The sequence below is a fragment of the Frankia sp. Hr75.2 genome, from assembly GCF_949319125.1.
GTDB lineage: Bacteria > Actinomycetota > Actinomycetes > Frankiales > Frankiaceae > Parafrankia > Parafrankia soli.
In genome coordinates this window covers 17,836-32,705 of the sequence record NZ_CASGGV010000330.1, presented here as the reverse complement: position 1 = coordinate 32,705, position 14,870 = coordinate 17,836, and the positions used below count along the sequence as shown (strand labels likewise).

At 73.6% G+C, this 14,870-nt stretch carries 10 protein-coding genes; 1 reads left to right on the top strand and 9 read right to left on the bottom strand.

The features are described 5' to 3' along the window. Nucleotides 1-37: 37 nt before the first annotated feature. The 8 genes from AC559T_RS31285 to rplU all read right to left on the bottom strand — a co-directional run bounded on the left by AC559T_RS31285 (nt 38) and on the right by rplU (nt 8,957). A complete protein-coding gene (locus AC559T_RS31285; RefSeq protein WP_498870999.1) occupies nt 38-1,306 on the bottom strand; it encodes a DUF4349 domain-containing protein in 1,269 nt (422 codons plus the stop codon). Between the two features lie 192 nt (nt 1,307-1,498). Beyond that, entirely contained in the window at nt 1,499-2,926 is a 1,428-nt protein-coding gene (locus AC559T_RS31280) for a vWA domain-containing protein (RefSeq protein ID WP_071061526.1), read from the bottom strand. A 20-nt stretch (nt 2,927-2,946) separates the two neighbouring features. After that, nucleotides 2,947-3,861: an AAA family ATPase gene (locus AC559T_RS31275; RefSeq protein WP_112106276.1), complete on the bottom strand. Its 915-nt coding sequence runs from the start codon at nt 3,859-3,861 to the stop codon at nt 2,947-2,949. Between the two features lie 170 nt (nt 3,862-4,031). Beyond that, complete coding sequence (locus tag AC559T_RS31270) at nt 4,032-5,288, bottom strand: glutamate-5-semialdehyde dehydrogenase (RefSeq protein WP_020462726.1); 1,257 nt, start codon at nt 5,286-5,288, stop codon at nt 4,032-4,034. Between the two features lie 101 nt (nt 5,289-5,389). Beyond that, a complete protein-coding gene (gene proB, locus AC559T_RS31265) occupies nt 5,390-6,505 on the bottom strand; it encodes a glutamate 5-kinase (RefSeq protein WP_020462727.1) in 1,116 nt (371 codons plus the stop codon). 3 nt (nt 6,506-6,508) lie between these two features. After that, complete coding sequence (obgE, locus tag AC559T_RS31260) at nt 6,509-8,152, bottom strand: GTPase ObgE (RefSeq protein ID WP_498870998.1); 1,644 nt, start codon at nt 8,150-8,152, stop codon at nt 6,509-6,511. A 195-nt stretch (nt 8,153-8,347) separates the two neighbouring features. Further along, entirely contained in the window at nt 8,348-8,635 is a 288-nt protein-coding gene (rpmA, locus tag AC559T_RS31255) for a 50S ribosomal protein L27 (protein WP_498870997.1), read from the bottom strand. 4 nt (nt 8,636-8,639) lie between these two features. After that, nucleotides 8,640-8,957 (bottom strand): 50S ribosomal protein L21, encoded by a 318-nt coding sequence (gene rplU, locus AC559T_RS31250; RefSeq protein ID WP_020462729.1) that lies wholly within the window; start codon nt 8,955-8,957, stop codon nt 8,640-8,642. Nucleotides 8,958-9,725: 768 nt separating this feature from the next. Between rplU and AC559T_RS31245 the strand changes: the two genes are divergently transcribed. Further along, entirely contained in the window at nt 9,726-10,490 is a 765-nt protein-coding gene (locus AC559T_RS31245; protein WP_498870996.1) for an MFS transporter, read from the top strand. Between the two features lie 133 nt (nt 10,491-10,623). Here the strand turns inward: AC559T_RS31245 and AC559T_RS31240 are convergent, their stop codons facing one another. After that, the gene (locus AC559T_RS31240; protein WP_498870995.1) at nt 10,624-14,859 is read right to left on the bottom strand and encodes an Rne/Rng family ribonuclease; all 4,236 of its coding nucleotides are present in this window, start codon (nt 14,857-14,859) and stop codon (nt 10,624-10,626) included. Nucleotides 14,860-14,870: the final 11 nt, after the last annotated feature.

Below are 14,870 nucleotides of genomic sequence, written 5' to 3'. Positions count from 1 at the left end.
CCCCGGACCCCTTCCGTGCCAGAGCGCACCGGCCCGCTTACGACCCCGCCGAGTCCCGCGGCGGCGCGGGCGGGGCCGGGGTCGTCGGGATCCAGCCCCACCGGCGCGCGATCCGGACGGCCCCGTAGACGCACGCGGCGACCAGGCCGACCAGCGCCAGCGGGCCGAGCAGCGCGATGATCTCCTCGATACCGCGGACGAAACGGTTCCAGGATGTCCGCGCGGCAGCGACCAGCCCCGAGTCGTCATCGTCCGGCCCGGGTGCGGGGTCCGCTCCGTCCTCGGCGATCTGCACCGTCAACGTCGCGAGGTCGCTGGCGTCGGCGAGGACCATCCGCTGGCCCTCGATCTGCTCGATCTGGATCTGCACGCCGTCGATGGCCTGCTGCACCGACAGTGTCTCCCCCACCGTGGTGGCATTGGAGAGCAGCGTCGTGTAGGCGGTACGGGAGGCCTCCAGCGCGCGCTTGCGCGCCTCGAGATCGACGTACTCCCCGGTCACGTCGCGCGAGGACATCGTCGACGCCGACACCGTGCCGATCCGGCTCAGGCCGGACCGCAGCTCGTCGAACGACTCGCTCGGCACCCGCAGGGTCACGGTGGCGTACTGGCTGCCGTCATCAGTGGTCGACGGAGTGCCGCTGACCTCGCTGGACTCGGTGTACCCCGCAAGCCCCCGCGCCGCCGCGGAGAGATCCTGGACCGCCTTGTCCACGGCACCGGCCGGCACGGACAGCGTGGCCGTGCCGTTGCGGACGATCCGCGGCTGGGCGCCGGCGGGCCGGGCGGGCTCGCCGCCGGTGCCGCCGGTGCCGCCGGTGCCGCCGGTGCCACCGGGCCCGCCCGGGACGGTCGACGGCGCTCCCGCGGCGATGCCGTCTTCCCGGGCCGCACCGGGCGCCGGCGACGGCGCCGACGCGCTGGAGTCCGCCGACGTGCTCATCTCGCCGGGTGTACCGGGCTCGGACGCCGGCATCGGGACGGCCGCCGTGTCCGCCGAGTTCGTGCCGGCGCCGTCCGTTCCGGCGGCGATGAAGCCCACCCCGAGGATCACGACGAGCAGCGCGCCCGCGCCGAGGATCAGGCGCCGGCGGCGGCGCGGGTCCGGCATGGCCGGCAGGCGGGACGACCAGGGCCGCTCGTTCCGGCCGGGCGCCCCGAACGGACCGGGAGGGGCGGCCGGACCGGGCTGCCCCGGCTGCCCGCCCGCGGCGGTGCCTGCGGTCGTCGGTTCACCCGGATCGGCCTGTCCGGTCGCGTCGGTCGGACCTGTCGGCATGGTCGTCGCCGTCGTTTCGGTCGCCATGGCGGCACCCCTCCGTCCGGCCTGCGCGGTCACCCGCGCGGGCGTCGGCGGTCACACCATGCGCCCGCCGTCGAAGGGTTGGACGCAGCGGCCCGGCGATCGGTTCACCCCGAAAGCGCCGGAAACGTCAAATCTCCCACAACGGCGCGACCACGCCGAGGCGCCTCAGGTGGGGCTTCAAGGCGGGGCGCCTCAGGTGGGTAGCAGCCGCTCGATGAAGTGCTGGAGCTGCTCGACGTTGCGGCACTCGACCATCTCGTCGACGAGGTCGGCGTAGGCGGTGGTGGCCGAGTCGCCGGAGCCCCAGTAGCTGCGCGGCTCCGGGTTCAGCCAGTAGGAGTGCCGGGCCTGCCCGCACAGCCGGCGGAACACCGCGGCCGAGGTGGCCCGGTAGTTGTTGCGGGCATCCCCCAGGACGAGCAGCGACGTCCGCGGCCCGACGGCGTCCGGGTACTTCTCGGCGAAGACCTCGATCGCGTGGCCGTAGTCGCTGTGGCCGTCGAACCAGACCAGGTCGGCCTCGGAGGCGATCCGGGCCATCATGTCGCCCAGCTCGAGCCCGCGCAGGAAGCGGGTGACCTCGTCGGTCGTGTCGATGAACGCGAACGCGCGGACCTTGGAGAACTGCTCGCGCAGCGCGTGCGTGAGCATGAGGGTGAAGTGCGCGAAGGAGGACACCGATCCGGACACGTCGCACAGCACGACAAGCTCGGGCTTGTGCGGCTTGTGCGGCCGGTGCTTGGTCTCGATCGGCACGCCACCGGTCGCCAGCGACGCCCGGACGGTGCGGCGGAAGTCGAGCCGGCCGGCCCGGCCGAGCCGGCGCCGCGCCGTCAGCCTGGTCGCCAGCCGGCGGGCGAGCGGATACACCTGGCGGCGCAGCTCGACCAGATCACGCTGGGAGGCGCGCAGAAAGTCGACCTGGTCGGCGAGCGGCTTCACCGCGGTCCGCTCGACGGCCTCGATGCCACGTTCCTCGGCCATCCGCCGGCGGACCTCGGAGGAGATCATCTCCTCGAACGCCCGGATGCGGTCGGCGATCGTCTGCCGCGCGATCCGCTCTTCGAGGCCGCCGCGATCGTCGTCACCGAGCATCGCGGCGAGCAGGTCCGCGATGAGTGTCTCCGGGGACATCGCCCGCAGCACCCGGTAGATGAAGTAGCTGCGCTGCCCCGGCCCGTTCTGCGCCGCGCCGAAGGCGCTGACCGAACGGCGGGCCAGGTCGCGGAGCTTCTCGTCGTCGCCGTCGAGCAGCGCGTCGCGGAGCTGGTCGCGCATGGCCCGGCGCAGCGCCTCGATCTCCTGCGGGGTCAGCTCGGACGGGTCGCCGTTCCGCTGCTCCCCCGGCTGCTGCTCCCCGGCGGGCCCGCCCTCGTCGGGCAGCACGACACCGTCGCCGATCCGCGGCGGAAAGTACAGGTCGAACAGCGAGTCGAACGCGCTCCGGTACAGCGGGCGCTTGCACATCGTCGCGGCGAACGCGGCCCGCAGGGCGTCCCGGTCGGCCCAGCCGATGGCACCGACCGCCCGCGCGGCGTCCACCGTCTCGGCGCTGCTCACCGGGACGTTGGCGCGGCGCAGCGCGGCGGTGAACTCGACGGTGCGGTCGAGCAGGTTCATCGGGACCTCCCGGTCCTGCGTCAGTTGGCGCCGAGCTTGAGCTGGCTGATGGCGCGGGCCTGGTCGCTGGCGTGCTTGAGGACCACGCCGAGGGTGGAGGTGACGGCGGCGTCGTCCATGGTGTCGAAACCGAGCGCGAGAACGGTCTGGCCCCAGTCGATCGTCTCCGCGATCGACGGCGCCTTCTTGAGCTCCATCGCCCGCAGCGCGCGCACGATCCGCACCAGCGACTCGGCCATCTTCTCCGGCAGCTCGGGCACCCGGGCGAGGACGATCTCCTTCTCCCGGGCGGCCGAGGGGTAGTCCAGGTTCAGGTACAGGCAGCGGCGCTTGAGCGCCTCCGACAGCTCGCGGGTGGCGTTCGAGGTGAGGACGACGAACGGCCGGCGGGTCGCCTTCACGGTGCCCAGCTCGGGGATCGTGACCTGGAAGTCGGAGAGCACCTCCAGCAGCAGGCCCTCCACCTCGACGTCGGCCTTGTCCGTCTCGTCGATGAGCAGGACGGTCGGGTCGTCCCGCCGGATCGCGGTGAGCAGCGGACGGGAGAGGAGGAACTCCTCGCTGAAGATGTCGTCGTGGGTCTGCTGCCAGCTGGCGGTGCCAGCGGCGGCGTCCCCGGCGGCCTCGCCCGTGGCGCCGGAGGCCGACTGGATGCGCAGCAGCTGCTTCTTGTAGTTCCACTCGTAGAGCGCGCGGGCCTCGTCCAGGCCCTCGTAGCACTGGAGCCTGATCAGCTCGGCGCCGACCGCCGCGGCCAGCGACTTGGCGAGCTCGGTCTTGCCGACACCGGCCGGCCCCTCGACGAGCAGCGGCTTGCCCAGCCGGTCGGCGAGGAAGACCGTGGTGGCGATCGCCTCGTCGGCGAGGTAGCCCGTCTCCCGGAGCCGCTCCCGGACATCAGCGACGTCTGCGAACGCGTATCCCTGCAACGACATGGCCACCTTCCGGTCCAGCGCCTAGCACCACCACGGTCCATAGTGCCAGTGGTTGGCAGCACATGACGGATTGACGAGGGATGACGGGCTTCCGGAGTGCTCCGGAGTGCTCCGGAGACGGCTGTTCCGGCCTCCCGGAAGGCCACCCGCAACGCCCACGCGCCGCCCGGTCACACCAGGTGGCCGTCCCCGATGCCCACCCAGGTCGTCGAGGTCAGCTCGGGCAGGCCCATCGGCCCGCGGGCGTGCAGCTTCTGCGTGGAGATGCCGATCTCGGCGCCCATCCCGAACCGCTCGCCGTCGGTGAAGCGGGTCGAGGCGTTCACCATCACCGCGGCGCTGTCGCAGGAGGCGACGAACCGGCGACTCGCCGCCAGCGACCGGGTCACGATCGCCTCGGTGTGGCCGCTGCTCCAGCGCCGGATGTGGTCGAGCGCCTGGTCCAGCGAGTCGACGACCCCCACCGCCATGTCGAGCGAGAGGTACTCCGTCGCCCAGTCCTCGTCGGTGACCGGCACGGCGGACGGGTCGACCGCGCGCACCGTCTCGTCACCGTGCACGGTCACGCCCGCGTCGCGCAGCGCCGTCAGCACCCGGGGCAGGAACTCCGCGGCGATCCCGGCGTGGACGAGCAGGGTCTCGGCCGAGTTGCACACCGACACCTTCTGCGTCTTCGCGTTCAGCGTGATGGCCAGCGCGGTGTCGACGTCGGCGTCGACGTCCACGTAAACGTGGCAGTTACCGACGCCGGTCTCGATGACCGGAACCGTCGACTCCTCGACGACCGCGCGGATCAGGCCGGCCCCGCCGCGCGGGATGAGGACGTCCACCAGGCCGCGCAGCCGCATGAGGTGCTTCACCGAGTCGTGGTCCGCCCCCGGGACGAGCTGCACGCCGTCGGCCGGCAGCCCCGCGGCCACCGCCGCCTCCCGCAGGACGTCCACCAGCACCCGGTTGGAGTTCAGCGCCGAGGCGCTGCCCCGCAGCAGCACCGCGTTGCCGCTCTTGATACACAGGCCCGCCGCGTCCACCGTGACGTTGGGCCGGGCCTCGTAGATGATCCCGATGACGCCGAGCGGCACCCGGACCTGGCGCAGCTCCAGCCCGTTGGGCAGCACCCGCCCGCGGACGACCTCACCGACCGGGTCCTCGAGCGCCGCGACCTGGCGCAGGCCGTCGGCCATCGCCTCGATCCGCTCCGGGGTGAGGGTCAGCCGGTCGACCAGCGCGGCGGACGTGCCGGCGGCCCGCGCGGCGGCGGTGTCCAGGGCGTTCGCGGCGAGGATCTCGGCGGACCGATCGAGCAGCGCCGCGGCCATACCCAGCAGCGCGGCGTCCTTCGCCGCCCGCGACAGCGGGGCGAGCTGCCCGGCGGCCTGCCGGGCTCGGACCGCGCTGGCGCGGACGTCCTCCGCAGAGGTGTTCATGACCGAATTCCTCCCGACTGTCCGCGACGGCCGGCGCGGACGCGGGCCCGGCGTCGACGGCGCGCCGCTGTGCGCCGTTCCCTGAGGCTACCGGCGGCGGGTCAGCGACGGGTGAGGAGCAGGACGAGGTCGTCGCGGTGGACGACCTCACGCTCGTAGGACGGGCCCCGCTCGGCCGCCAGGTCCATCGTCGAGCGGCCGAGCATGCCCGGCAGCTCGACGGAGTCGAACTCGACCAGCCCACGCGCCACCGGACGGCCCCGCGGGTCGACCAGGTCGACCGGATCGCCGGCGGAGAAGTCCCCCTCGACCTTGGTGACCCCGGCCGGCAGCAGCGAGGCCCGCCGGTCCACCACCGCGGCGACCGCGCCCTCGTCCAGGTGCAGCCGGCCCTCGGGAGCGGTGGCGTGGGCCAGCCAGAGCAGGCGGGACGGCCGGCGCGGGCCGGTCGGGTGGAACACCGTCCCGATCTCCTCGCCGGCCAGCACCGCGGCCGCGTTGGCCGCAGAGGTGACGACCGTCGTGACGCCACCGGACGCCGCCATCCGCGCGGCGTCGATCTTCGTCGCCATGCCGCCGACCCCGACACCGGCCGCGCCGGTGCCGCGGGCGGTCAGGCCGTCGAGATCGGCGTCCGAGCGGACCTCGCGCACCATGCTCGCCGGCCCCAGCCGCGGGTTCGACTCGTACACGCCGTCGACGTCGGAGAGCAGGACGAGCAGGTCCGCGGAGACCAGGTGGGAGACGATCGCGGCGAGCCGGTCGTTGTCACCGAACCGGATCTCCTGGGTGGCGACCGCGTCGTTCTCGTTCACGATCGGCACGACACCGAGGGCCAGCAGCCGCTCCAGGGTCGTGCGCGCGTTCCGGTAGTGCGTCCGCCGGATCACGTCGGTGGCGGTGAGCAGGACCTGGCCGACCCGGTGCCCGGCCCGGCCGAACGCGCCGGCGTAGCAGTGGACGAGCGAGCTCTGGCCGACGCTCGCCGCCGCCTGCAGAGTGGCCAGGTCACGCGGCCGCCTGGTCAGCCCGAGCGGGGCGAGACCGGCGGCGATCGCGCCCGACGACACCAGCACCAGGCTGCCGGCCCGGCCGGCGACGGCCGCGACCAGCGCCTCGACCCGGTCGGCGTCCAGCCCACCGGCCGCCGTGGTCAGCGACGACGAGCCGACCTTGACGACGACCCGGTTCGCTTCGGTGACGAAGGAACGGACCACGGCCTAGCCACGCCCGCCGTCGGCGTCACCGCCGGAGCCACCGCTGTCACCGAAGGCCGCACTGTCATTGAAGCCGGCGCCGTCACCGAAGCCGGCACTGTCGCCGAAGTCGTCAGCGGAGTCGTTCAGGGCCGTCCGCTGTGCCCTGGTGAGCCGCTTGGACGTCCGCAGCCGCAGGTCGGTGCCCCGCGGACCGAGCGGGAGGTCGGAGACCACTGCTCCGCCGCGCGCGCCGGCTCTCGTGCCCCCGGAGCCGCCCACGGTCGCGATCGTGACGGCGGTGTCGACGGCGCCGTAGCCCGCCTCGCCGTAGCCGTCGCCATCTCCGCCACCGGCGGCGAGCAGCGCCTCCCGGCCGGACAGCATCGGCTCCCAGTCGAAGGTGACGGCACCGATCGTGACCGCGACCCCGGGGAAGGCACCCCGCTTGGCGAGCTCCTTCTCGACGCCCAGCCGGGCCAGGCGGTCGGCCAGGTAGCCGATCGCCTCCTCGTTGCTGAAGTCGGTCTGGCGCACCCAGCGCAGCGGTTTGGTCCCGCCGACGACGAAGCCGTCGCCCTCGGCCCGCACCGTGAAGTCCGGCTCGTCCACCGCGCGCGGGCGCAGCACGATCCGGGTCGCGGCCGGGCTGGGCGCGGCGGCGCGCAGGCTGGCGACGAGCTCGGCGAGCGCGAGCGCGAGCCCGCGGACCCCGTGCCGGCTCGCCGTGCTGATCTGGTGCACGGCCAGACCGCGGGCTTGCAGGTCAGGGGTGACCAGCTCGGCGAGCTCGGCCGCGTCCGGGACGTCGACCTTGTTCAGCACCACGAGACGCGGGCGGTCCGACAGGTCGGTCGTGTACGCGGCGAGCTCCGCCTCGATCACGTCGAGGTCGGTGAGCGGATCACGGCCGGGCTCGAGCGTGGCGCAGTCGAGAACGTGGACGATCAGCGAGCACCGCTCGATGTGCCGCAGGAACTCCAGGCCCAGCCCCCGGCCCTGGCTGGCACCCGGGATCAGCCCGGGGACGTCCGCGACCGTGAACGGGCGATGGTCACCGGCCTGGACGACGCCCAGGTTCGGGACCAGGGTGGTGAACGGGTAGTCGGCGATCTTGGGACGCGCGGCGCTGAGCACCGAGACCAGCGAGGACTTCCCGGCGCTCGGGAAGCCGACCAGCGCGACGTCGGCCACGCTCTTGAGCTCGAGGACGGCGTCGAGCTGCTCACCCGGCTCCCCGAACTCGGCGAAGCCGGGCGCCTTGCGGCGGGCCGAGGCCAGCGAGGCGTTACCCCGCCCCCCGCGGCCGCCGTGCGCCAGGACGTAGGTGCTTCCCGCCCCGACCAGGTCGACGATCTGCTCGCCGTCGGGCGAGAGCACGACGGTGCCGTCCGGCACCGACAGAACCAGGTCGTCGCCGTCCGCGCCGTGGCGGTTGGAGCCCTGGCCCGGACGGCCGCCGCCGGCCCGCTGATGCGGGTGGAAGTGGAAGTCGAGCAGGGTCGTCACGCCGCTGTCGACGCGCAGCAGCACGTTGCCGCCACGGCCGCCGTTGCCGCCGTCCGGCCCGCCCAGCGGTTTGAACTTCTCACGGTGGATCGAGCAGCAGCCGTGCCCGCCGTCGCCGGCGGCGGCGTGCAGAACCACCCGGTCGACGAACGTCGGCATGATCTGCCACCTCTCCTAACTCCGCGGTTGACCGCGGTCTGACACACAGGAGCGCCGCGCATGCCACACCGGAGGGGCTGTGGCTCGCGCGGCGCCCTGTGAACGACTACGACCCGGGCGACGGCCCGCACATCCCCGGCGGCACCGCGCCGCGGTTCTGGCAGGTCTCCGAATCGCCGGACCTCTTTGGGCTGGTCAGGCCGGTACGGCGACCTTCTCGGCACGCTCGGTGTCGACCGAGACGATGTTCACGACCCGGCGGCCCCGCTTGCGGCCGAACTCGACGTGGCCCGGAGCCAGCGCGAACAGAGTGTCGTCCTTGCCGCGGCCGACCAGGTCACCCGGGTGGAAGTGGGTGCCCCGCTGCCGGACGATGATCTCGCCGGCCTTGACCAGCTGGCCACCGAACCGCTTCACGCCGAGCCGCTGGGCGTTCGAGTCACGGCCGTTGCGCGAGGAGCTCGCGCCCTTCTTGTGCGCCATCTCGTCAGGCCTTCCCCGTCTCGATCCCGGTCACCTTCAGGCGCGTGTACTTCTGGCGATGGCCCTGACGCTTGTGGTAGCCGGTCTTGTTCTTGAACTTGTGGATCCGGATCTTCGGACCCTTGACGACACCGACGACCTCGGCGGTGACCTCGACGGACGCCAGAGCGTCAGCGTCGTGTGTGACCGACTCGCCGTCGACGAGCAGCACCGCCGGAAGGTTCACGGCCGCGCCCGGCTCCCCGGAGAGGAGTTCGACGTCGACGACATCGCCGACGGCGACCCTGTGCTGCTTGCCGCCGCTGGCAACGACCGCGTACACCAGATCTCCCTGCTGTTGGATCTCGCTTGGACCGCCTGGAGCGGCCCGTCAAGCCTGCCTCACGAGCTGGGCGCCCGCGGCACGCGGTCTCGCCGGTGCGACATCCGCGCCCGCAACCATGCCCGCACATGCCCGCACCCATCGACCCGCATCCGCGCTCGCGGGTCAGGAGGCCCGCGAGTACCGACGCACGCTCAGGACGCGCCTGCCTCGTGTCCATCCACCTTACAGGTCATCCGGGCAAGGGTGAGACACGCCCACCCGGCACGACCACCGATCGACCACAAAGAAGATCAAAAAGAAGGCGCAGCCCGGGGGACATCAATGAAAGAACGACAGAAGAACACGGAAAGACACACTGCGATGGAGACACGGGCGATAGGCGGGTTCCGAGAGGGTCATGTTGCCTATGACCCGGACGGGCCATGGTGACGAACGAGTCGCGGGGAAAACATGTGGGGTCCTCCAGCGCGGCGACGAGGGCCGTCCCCACCAGGACGGGTCGCCGGCGGAGCGCACCGGCGGCGCCTGCCCTGGGGGGCACGCGAGGAGGCACGTGACCCCGCGTCACACGACGCCGCGCGACGTCCGCGCCAGGCTCGCGGACGCGCGGGCAACGGGACTCACCGCGAACCGAGTCGCCGTGGCTCGAGTCGCCGCACCCCTGGTGGGGGCGGGCCGAGTCGGGTCGGGGCGGACCCCGCCAGGCGGGGTGAGTCGGGCGGACCAGAGGATTCAGAGGGGGCGATCGGGGTGCACTGGCATTACGTGACATGGGCGGCAGGCGCCGCCACGATGGCCGCCCTTGCCGTCGCCTGCCTCCCGCTGATCGCGGCGGCGGTCACCCCGGCCGCGGCACAGCCGTCACCGCGCCGGACCGACTCCGCCCCCACCGTTCCCACCCCCACCGCGCCTACCCAGGCGGTACCCACCCACTCCATGCGCGCGCACGCCGTGCCCGCTCAGGCCGTGCCCGGTCGGGCGGCCCCCGCGGCGGCAGGAGTGCTCGTCATCCTCGTCGTGTTGATGGCGACCGAGCTGACCTTCGACGGGCTGGTCGACCCCCCGGCCTGGGTCCGGGCCGGATGGGCGATCACCACCGCGGTCGCGGCGGCGTGGCTCGCCGCCCACGGCCGCGAGCTGACCACACCGGCCCCGCCCACCACCCGCACCGGCGGCGCGCTGCCCACGACCGGCAGCGCGGGAGCCGCCAGCGGCACGATGCACGCAACCAGCGGCGCGGGACCGGCTACCAGCGGCACACGGCTGACGACCAGCCCGGCCGACGCCGACCCAGCGGGGCCGGCCCGGATGGCGGACCCGCTGTCCGAGCAGGACGATCTGGTCCAGACGCTGGTCATGGCCTCGTACGCCCTGCAGATGGGGGACGAGCCCCGCGCGCGCCAGGCCGTCGACGGAGCGCTGCGACGCTCCCGGGCAACCCTCGACGAGCTGATGCGCCAGCGCGGATGCCACGGTCTCGTCCGAGCCGCCCCGGCAGCCGCCGGCCGCAACACCCCGAACCTCTACTAACCCCTCAGCCGGACAACCCACGCGGATAGGGTCGGCGGCCGAGAGAAGTGTGGCGGGTGAGCGAGTCCGTGGACTCGCTCACCCGCCACACTTCTGTCGTACGTGGGACTCACCCGCCGTGCGGGTGAGGGGGTCAGGTGCTGGTGGCTTCGGAGGGAACGGGGATCGGCTGGGCGGTGTCCGTGGGCTTGGAGACCGGGCGGGATGCGCGACGGCGACGGGCGCGGGCCGGCTTCTCGGCGTCAGCCGGAGTGCCCGCACCGTTCGTCCCGGAATGCAACACGCTGTCCGGATCGTCGGTGTTCGCGAACACCGGGATTCCGCCGGAACCCGGCCGCGACTCACCGTCGACCGTGGTGCCCTCGGCCCCGCCACTCCCGGCCCCGTTAGCCCCGGGCCCGCCACTGACGCCGCCGCTGTCGACGCCGTTGCTCTCAGTGCCCTGATCGCTTCCGGCTCCAACCGTTACGGCGATCCGGGCGGCCCGCGGTGCGACGGCGTCCGGCAAGGACGCGCCGGCCTGAGTGGCCGGGTGTTCACCAGGAGCCACCGCCTCCGCCGACCCCGAGACCCCAGCCGATCCAACTGATCCAGACGAATCAGTCGATTCAGCCGATGCGGAGCCGTTCACGGACCCGATGGCATCGTCCGAGGAGATATGCGCCCCGTCCACGGCCGACGAGACCGCGGCAGCCACGAGGGCCGGACCAGCGGGCTTTGTCGCGTGCCGTGCGCGGCGGCCCGTGGAGGTACCGGCCGCCTGGGCCGGAGCCTCCGCCGCCGGCTGGCTCGCCGACGACGCCGCCGCCTCCCTCGGCTGTGCCCCGTCCCGCGACTGCGCGTCCCTTGAGTGCGCGGAGTCGAGGTGGACGAGCACACCGCGCCCGTTGCAGTGGGCGCACGGCTCGCTGTAGGCCTCCAGCAGGCCCTGGCCCACCCGCTTGCGGGTCATCTGGACGAGGCCCAGGCTCGTCACCTCTGCGACCTGGTGGCGGGTCCGGTCCCGGCCGAGGCACTCGGTGAGCCGGCGCAGCACCAGCTCGCGGTTGCTCTCCAGCACCATGTCGATGAAGTCGATGACGATGATGCCGCCGATGTCGCGCAGCCGGAGCTGGCGGACGATCTCCTCCGCGGCCTCGAGGTTGTTCTTGGTGACCGTCTCCTCGAGGTTGCCGCCCTTGCCGGTGAACTTGCCGGTGTTGACGTCGATGACGGTCATCGCCTCGGTGCGGTCGATGACCAGTGAGCCGCCGGAGGGCAGCCAGACCTTGCGGTCCAGCGCCTTCGCGAGCTGCTCGTCCACCCGGTACTCGGCGAAGACGTCCCCGGTGCCGACGTAGCGGCGGACGCGGTCGCGCAGGTCCGGGGCGACCGTGTCGACGTAGCCCTCGACGGTCGCGGCCTCGTGCGACCCCTGGACGACCAGCTCGGTGAAGTCCTCGTTGAAGATGTCGCGGATGACCCGCACCACCAGGTCGGGCTCGCCGTAGAGCAGGGACGGCGCGCTGGCCTTCTGCGCCTTGCGCTGGATGTCCTCCCACTGCGCGACGAGGCGCTCGATGTCGCGCTCGAGCTCGGCCTCGCTCGCGCCCTCCGCCGCGGTGCGGACGATCACCCCACCGTTCTCCGGAGTGATCTTCTTGAGGATGCTCTTCAGCCTGGCGCGCTCGGTGTCCGGCAGCTTGCGGCTGATTCCGGCGTTCTGGCCGTCCGGCACGTACACGAGGTAGCGGCCGGGCAGGCTCACCTGGCTGGTCAGCCGCGCGCCCTTGTGCCCGATCGGGTCCTTCGAGACCTGGACGAGCACCGACTGCCCGGACTTCAGCACCTGCTCGATCTTGCGCGGCCGGCCGTCGAGGCCCGAGGCGTCGTAGTTGACCTCACCGGCGTACAGGACGGCGTTGCGGCCCTTGCCGATGTCGACGAACGCCGCCTCCATGCTGGCCAGGACGTTCTGCACCCGCCCGAGGTACACGTTGCCCGCGTAGGACGCCGAGCTGGCGCGCGTCACGAAGTGCTCGACCAGGACGCCGTCCTCAAGCACGGCGATCTGGGTGCGGTCACCGTTGTGCCGGACGATCATCCGGCGCTCGACCGACTCCCGCCGGGCGAGGAACTCGGCCTCGGTGACGATGGGTGCGCGGCGGCGACCGCTGTCGCGGCCCTCGCGCCGGCGCTGGCGCTTCGCCTCCAGCCGGGTGGAACCGCTGACCCCGCGGACGAGGTCGTCGTCCCGGCGCGTCTCGCGCACGTGCACGACGGTGTTCGGGGGGTCGTCGGGGATCGGCGCGGTCTCCGCGCCGGTCCCGGAACGGCGGCGGCGCCGGCGGCGGCGGCGAGATCCACCGGCGCGGTCATCGTCCGAACCGTCCTCGGCCGAGTCGTCCGCGCCGTCCTCGAGGTCCGCGCCGTCGTCGGCGTCAGACTCGGCGTCGGTGTCGGCGTCGGCTCCGGAGTCGGCTCCGGCCACCAGCTCGGCTTCGGAGTCAATCTCCTCCGCCTCGTCGAACGTCTCCCTCGTCGGCGAGCGACGTGAGCGGCGGCGGGAGGACCTGGGCTCACGCTCCACCGGCTCGGCTTCGGGCTCGCGGTCGTCGTGCTCCTCGGCCTCGTCGACCTGCTCCTCGGCAAGGTCGCTGGTCTCGGAGATCTCCTCTTCGCCGCGGGCCCGGCCACGGCCGCGGCGGCCGCGGCGACGGCGACGGGTTCCGCCCGGTCCGGCGTCGTCGCCGTCCGCGTCGGTGGACGAGTACTCGCCGCCGTCGAACGCCTGCTCGCTGCTCTCCGTCTCCAGTGCCTCACCGAACTCCGCGGTGTCGTACGCCACCGCGTCGTCGGCCGCGTCGACGATCTCGTCGGCCGAGGCCACGTCGTCGAGGCCCGCACCGGTGAGGCCGCCGCGACCGGTCACGACGGGCTCGGCCGGCGCGTCGTCGGCGTCACGACGGCGGCGGGGCCACGGTTCCACGACCGCCGGCTCCGGCTGCTGGAAGGTGATCATCGCCACCGGGCGACGGGCCGACTGCCGGGTCACCGGCGCGGGGGCGGGCGCCTCGGCGCCGCTGGTCCACGTCGGGGCGACCGCCCGCGTGCGCCGCCGCGAGGTGCGCTCCGCCCGCGGGGGCTCGGGCGCACCGACCGCCTCGGGACCGGGGGCGGTCTCCGTTCCGGCGACCGCCTCGGGACCGGCCGCGGGGGTGGCTCCGGTGGTTCCGGCTCCCGTCACAGCCGCTCTTTCCGCCACTGTCGCGGCAATCACGGGCTCCGGCGAGGACGCGACCGCCGGCTGAGCCCCGGGCGCGTCCGTCGCGGCGGCGCCAGTCCCGGCAGCGCTGGTCCCGGCGTCCACGTCGGGGGTGGCGTTCGCCGACAGTTCGTCGACCGGCTCCGCGAGCGGGTCGACGGTCTCGTCGATGGCCGGTTCGGGAGCCGGCGGGGTGGCCGCGTCGGCCGCCGAGTCCGGGGCTGCGGCGGTGGCCGGAGCGGAGGCGGCGGGAGTCTGCTCGACCGCCGGCTCGCCCACGCTGGACGACGCCGAAGCGGCGGATTCGCTGCCCGGCGCACCCGTGGGAGTGCCGGTCTCGGCCGCCGGCTCGACCTTCGTGGCCGCCCGACGAGCACGGGTGCGACGCGGCTTGGTCACGGCGGGGGCAGCCTCGCCCGACGCCGTAGTGTCAGCGAGCGCATCGGACGCGGTGACGTCGCCCTTCGCGACCTGCCCGGGCGAGCCGGGGACGTTGTCCGCTCCGGCCTCGGGCGCCGCGGTGGCGGACGACGTGGTCTCAGGTGTCCTGGTGTCGAGCGACGTCGTGTCGGGCGAGCCGGCGGCGGGCGACGTGGTGTCGGAGGGAGCGGGGGTGGCTGTGGTGTCGGGTACGGCCTCGCTGACCTCCCGGGAGGCCCGGCGCGGCCGGGTCGTCCTCGCCCGCCGGGCCGGCTTGGCCGGCGCGGCTTCGGGCGCCGGCTCGGCGCCGGCCTCGACCAGCGGTACCGCGGCGTCAGGCGCCGCGCCGTCGGACACGGGGAGAGTGCTGGACGCGGCACCGGCACCGGCACCGGTGGCGGAATCGGCCGCGTCCACGGCGGTCTCGCCACCGGCCGCGGCGGCAGGCGGGCCTGCCTCCTCAGGTGGCGGCCCGGCCGGTCGGCCAGCCGCGCGGCGGCGCCGGGTGGGGCGTTGCGGAGCGGTCTCGGCGGTCACGCTCTCAGGGGCCGCAGATTCAGCGACAGCTGTCGCGGGGGTCACCGACTCGGGAGCCGCCGCCGCAGGGGCCGCGGTATCGGCAAGGGTGTTGTCGGAGGGCACGGTCTCGGAGGGCGTTACCTCGGAGCGCGTGGCCTGGTCCTCGATGATCTGGTCTTCGGGCACGGGTTATGAAG

Bases quoted from the DNA above. Each gene is read 5' to 3' on its own strand.
- AC559T_RS31285 (WP_498870999.1), bottom strand. From the start codon at position 1,306: ATGGCGACCGAAACGACGGCGACGACCATGCCGACAGGTCCGACCGAC.
- AC559T_RS31280 (WP_071061526.1), bottom strand. From the start codon at position 2,926: ATGAACCTGCTCGACCGCACCGTCGAGTTCACCGCCGCGCTGCGCCGC.
- AC559T_RS31275 (WP_112106276.1), bottom strand. From the start codon at position 3,861: ATGTCGTTGCAGGGATACGCGTTCGCAGACGTCGCTGATGTCCGGGAG.
- AC559T_RS31270 (WP_020462726.1), bottom strand. From the start codon at position 5,288: ATGAACACCTCTGCGGAGGACGTCCGCGCCAGCGCGGTCCGAGCCCGG.
- obgE (WP_498870998.1), bottom strand. From the start codon at position 8,152: ATGCCGACGTTCGTCGACCGGGTGGTTCTGCACGCCGCCGCCGGCGAC.
- rpmA (WP_498870997.1), bottom strand. From the start codon at position 8,635: ATGGCGCACAAGAAGGGCGCGAGCTCCTCGCGCAACGGCCGTGACTCG.